This window comes from Pseudomonas sp. K5002, assembly GCF_013386655.1.
Lineage (GTDB): Bacteria > Pseudomonadota > Gammaproteobacteria > Pseudomonadales > Pseudomonadaceae > Aquipseudomonas.
The window spans coordinates 1-4,007 of the sequence record NZ_JACARK010000790.1 but is presented as its reverse complement, the minus strand read 5'-3'; the positions used below and the strand labels follow the sequence as shown (position 1 = coordinate 4,007).

Below are 4,007 nucleotides of genomic sequence, written 5' to 3'. Positions count from 1 at the left end.
CCCACGCCCTGAACGGGCTGGAAGCGCCCGACGCCATCTTCATCGGCGGCGGCGTCACCCGCGACGGCGTGCTCGACACCTGCTGGCAACACCTGCGCCCCGGCGGCCGGCTGGTGGCCAACGCCGTGACCCTGCAAAGTGAAATGACCCTGATGGCCTGGCGCGAACAACACGGCGGCGAGCTGACCCGCATTCATGTGGCCCAGGCCCAGCCACTGGGGGACTTTGATACCTGGCGCCAGGCGCTGCCGATCACCCTGCTGGAAGTGATCAAGCCGCTATGAAACGCATCCTGCTGTTGGGCGGCGTGACGGAAGCCCTGGCCATCGCCCGCACACTGGGGCCCGAACATATCTACAGCCTGGCGGGTGTTGGCCGCGTTCCCACCGACCTTACGTGCCAGGTGCGCGTCGGTGGCTATGGCGGCGCGGAAGGTTTGGCGCAGTTCATTCGCGATGAAGGTATCGAGCTGGTGCTGGACGCGACCCATCCGTATGCCGCACAGATCAGCGCCAACGCCGCCCGTGCCGCAGGTTTATGCGGAATTCCCTGCTGGGCTCTGCGCCGCCCGGCGTGGCAGCCACAGGCGGGTGATGATTGGCGCGAAGTCAGGGACTGGGCTGAGCTGATCGAAGCCCTGAAACCCTTCAAGCGACCACTGTTCACGCTGGGCCGTGAACCGTTACAACACCTCGACGAAATCCCCGCCGAGCAGTTCTGGACACTGCGCGTACTGGATGTGTACCCCGGCAATGAGCGCTGCGAAGTGATTGGCGCCCGTGGGCCGTTTTTGATCGAGGATGAACGGGCGCTGTTTGAGCGGCGGCAGATTGATGTGCTGATCAGCAAGAACAGCGGCAGTACGGCTACCGAGCCGAAGCTGGAAGTGGCGCGGGAGCGGAGGGTGCCGGTGTTGGTGTTGAGGCGGCCGGTGTTGGCGCAGGTGGATAGGGCATTCACGACAGTCAACTCGGTACTGGAAGCATTCCAGTCTGTATGACGCAACACGAAACAAAGGTGGGAGCTGGCTTGCCTGCGATGCAAACGACACGGTCATTCAGATACACCGCGGCGATGCTATCGCAGGCAAGCCAGCTCCCACACTAACCTGCGTCGCGCTGTTAGCTCCGCGCGGCAGCCGTCTGTCCGGCTGCATCGTGCACCCGATCAGCCAGTAACTCCGCCAGCTCGATCAACTGAGCGACGCCCAACAACTCCTCTCGCTTCGATCCTTCCAGGCTAAACGCCAAGTCGCAACTCAGCGCGTTGGCAGAGGCGAGTGTTTCAATGAGGTTGACCAACAGGTCTTCGGTGCTGATTCCGTCGGCTACGGTGAACAGCCGAAAAGGGGGATTGGGGGTAGGTTTAATCATTGTGAAGCTCCGGAGAAGTACAAAGGAGCTACCACTGATCGCCGCGATGCGATGGGGGTGGTAGCTGAACGCGGGTTCGCGGACCGGCTCTCCAGAACACCGGCATACCCGAAGGTATCCCGCGCACAGCCACCATAGCGCCGCACAGTAGACGATAAAAAAGCGCCAACTGAAAGGACACGATGACGCTTTTGCGTCTGAAGAAATCCGGGCCGCGACGCCCGACCACTGAGTTTGCAGTGGTGTTCGGAGACTAGAGATTGAGTTTCCTAGAGACAACCGCCAATCACTGTCGGAAATTTCTGTGGAGGGCCTCCACATTCGAATCGAACACAATCCAAACTGTGGGAGCTGGCTTGCCTGCGATAGCATCACCTCGTTCCAGCAGGAAGACCGAGTCGCCTGTATCGCAAGGTGCAATGACCTCGTAGGAAAGCGCCTCAATCATCGACATCCTTTTGACAACCTCGCTTTAAAAACTGATTCGCCTTACACCCCCCTCCGAACCAGCCGGCTGGTTCAGCCAAAAGCCCTCGCCCTAAGCTCCCCTCCCGCAGTTTTGCACCAGAGTCTGCGATGGGGATGCACTGCTTTTGCGGAGCATCGTGACTTGTCATTCTGTATCCCAAGGAATACGATCCAAGATGATTCACTTCAAGAAATCCAAGCATTTCCTGGAGTGGCTTGATTCGTTAAACGATAAACCGGCCCGTGCACGCGTACTGGCAAGGTTGAATAACGCACAATCAGGCAACTTCGGAGACTGTGAGACAGTAGGAAATGGCGTTTCGGAAATGCGCATCCACTACGGTCCTGGATACTGGGTTTATTTCACTCGTAGAGAGGAGGTGGTTTACCTGTTGTTGATAGGCGGCGATAAATCAACGCAGAAACGCGATATCCAGCGCGCTAAGCAAATTGCAGCAGACTTTGAAAAAAAAGGAGTAAGCCATGACTGAATTTACAGACTTCGACATAGCGGAACACCTCAAGACTCCTGAAGATATGGCTGAGTATCTTGAAGCGTGCTTCGAGGAGGATGCCGGTGACGGACTGCTTATTCGTTCAGCCCTCAACAACATCGCCCGCGCCCAAGGCATGACTAAAGTAGCCCGCGACGCAGGCCTCGGACGCGAAAGTTTATATAAAGCCCTCTCCAGCACTGGCAATCCCGAGTTCGCGACTATCATGAAGGTCATGAAAGCGCTCGGCCTGAAGCTGCACGCCACAGCTGGTTGATAGCACTGCGACACCAAACCACACCGCCCCTTTTTACTTATCCTCCCCGATCAGGCTAAATACCCACCTGATCGCTTAACCCTACGGATTGTCCGCCATGGCCCGTCAACGCTTTGCAATTGCCTGGATCGCCTGCTTTGCAGTGCTGTTCAATGCGTTTGCCATGCCGATGGCCGGAGCGATGCAGCGCTCGAACAATTCCCTCGACCAACTGCTCTGGGGCAGTTTCTGCTCCTCCAATGCCAACAAGCTGACGGCCATTGCCCTGGGCAAGCTGGAGATTCCGGCGCCGCAGCAGGACGATCACTCCACCATGCAGCATTGCTGGTGCTGCTCGGGCTCGGCGCCATTAGTGGCGCTGCCGGGGCATTCACCAACACTGTATTTCGCAAGATTCGACGCGGTGCAAGACCTGCCGCCGCCGTCATTGCAATCCCCCACCCCGCGCCAGCAATGGCCGAGCCTTAACCCCCGCGCCTCTCCAACGGTCTGATTTCTTCGCAAGTGAACTGCGTTTAGAACCGTTCTGGAGAACTGCCATGCTCAAATCTTCCCTGCTTCTGGCTGCGTTGTTGCTGCCGGTGTGTGCTGCTGCCAATGCCGAAGACTTCAAGGTCGGCGAACTGGTGGTCAGCGAACCCTGGTCCCAGGAACTGCCGCCCAATGCGCCGACCGTCGCGGCGTATTTCGTGATTCATAACCAGGGCGAGCATGCGGATCGCTTGCTCAGCGTCGACACGCCCGTGGCCGCCAAGGCCGAACTGCATGAGCATGTGATGCAGGGCGATCTGATGAAGATGCAGCAGGTGACCAGCGTCGCGGTGCCGGCCAAAGGTGACCTGACGTTCGCGCCCATGGCCTACCACGTGATGCTGCTGGACCTGAAGGACCGCAGCGTTTTGCGCGACGGCCAGCATTTCCCGCTGACCCTGAACTTTGAAAAGGCCGGGCCAGTGAAGGTGGAAGTGTCAGTGCAGAAGCAGCCGCCCATGGCCGGCCACGAACACATGCACGCCCAATAGATAAACCTCGATGGGCGCCCCACGCGCCAGGTTGTCCCCGCACCGCCGTAAGCCTGTAGGCCTTATGCGCGGCAGCTGGATCAGCCTGTTCGCCATGCTGATGATCTTTATCGGTCCGCTGATTTCCCAAGCGATGCCGATGGATCATCACGCCGGCATGTCGATGGAAATGTCCATGGACGCGCCGAGCTGCCATGGCGACGCCAAGCCTGCGACCGATCACCACAAAGCACCCGACGAACACCACGTGCTCTGGGAAAAGTGCGGCTATTGCAGCCTGCTCTTCAGTTGCCCGGCGCTGCCTGGCAGCGTGTCGTTTGTCACCCTCGGCAGCCCGCCGCCCGCCAACGCCCTGACCCCCGCCCCACGCCTG

General features: G+C 59.2%; 7 protein-coding genes and 1 pseudogene. 7 read left to right on the top strand and 1 reads right to left on the bottom strand.

Annotated features, from left to right (window positions below):
- Both HX846_RS28625 and HX846_RS28620 read left to right on the top strand, forming a co-directional pair.
- Positions 1–284 (top strand): annotated as a pseudogene (locus HX846_RS28625) (cobalamin biosynthesis bifunctional protein CbiET); the annotation flags it as partial.
- Complete coding sequence (locus HX846_RS28620) at positions 281–1,000, top strand: cobalt-precorrin-6A reductase (protein ID WP_178904091.1); 720 nt, start codon at positions 281–283, stop codon at positions 998–1,000. The pseudogene HX846_RS28625 and the gene HX846_RS28620, both read left to right, overlap by 4 nt.
- 121 nt (positions 1,001–1,121) lie before the next feature.
- Here the strand turns inward: HX846_RS28620 and HX846_RS28615 are convergent, their stop codons facing one another.
- Entirely contained in the window at positions 1,122–1,373 is a 252-nt protein-coding gene (locus HX846_RS28615; RefSeq protein ID WP_087693137.1) for a DUF6124 family protein, read from the bottom strand.
- A 644-nt stretch (positions 1,374–2,017) separates the two neighbouring features.
- Here HX846_RS28615 and HX846_RS28605 point away from each other — a divergent pair.
- From HX846_RS28605 to HX846_RS28585, 5 genes are all read left to right on the top strand, one after another.
- Positions 2,018–2,332 carry a type II toxin-antitoxin system RelE/ParE family toxin gene (locus tag HX846_RS28605; RefSeq protein WP_178966596.1) on the top strand — a complete coding sequence of 105 codons (315 nt, stop codon included), beginning with the start codon at positions 2,018–2,020 and terminating at the stop codon, positions 2,330–2,332.
- Positions 2,325–2,612: an addiction module antidote protein gene (locus HX846_RS28600; RefSeq protein WP_178966594.1), complete on the top strand. Its 288-nt coding sequence runs from the start codon at positions 2,325–2,327 to the stop codon at positions 2,610–2,612. Before HX846_RS28605 ends, HX846_RS28600 begins: the two co-directional genes overlap by 8 nt.
- 97 nt (positions 2,613–2,709) lie before the next feature.
- Positions 2,710–3,105, top strand: a complete 396-nt coding sequence (locus tag HX846_RS28595; protein WP_102368005.1) for a DUF2946 domain-containing protein — start codon at positions 2,710–2,712, stop codon at positions 3,103–3,105.
- Between the two features lie 46 nt (positions 3,106–3,151).
- Positions 3,152–3,634: a copper chaperone PCu(A)C gene (locus HX846_RS28590; RefSeq protein WP_076017993.1), complete on the top strand. Its 483-nt coding sequence runs from the start codon at positions 3,152–3,154 to the stop codon at positions 3,632–3,634.
- 64 nt (positions 3,635–3,698) lie between these two features.
- The coding region (locus tag HX846_RS28585; protein ID WP_178966592.1) for a DUF2946 domain-containing protein at positions 3,699–4,007 on the top strand (309 nt) is incomplete at its 3' end.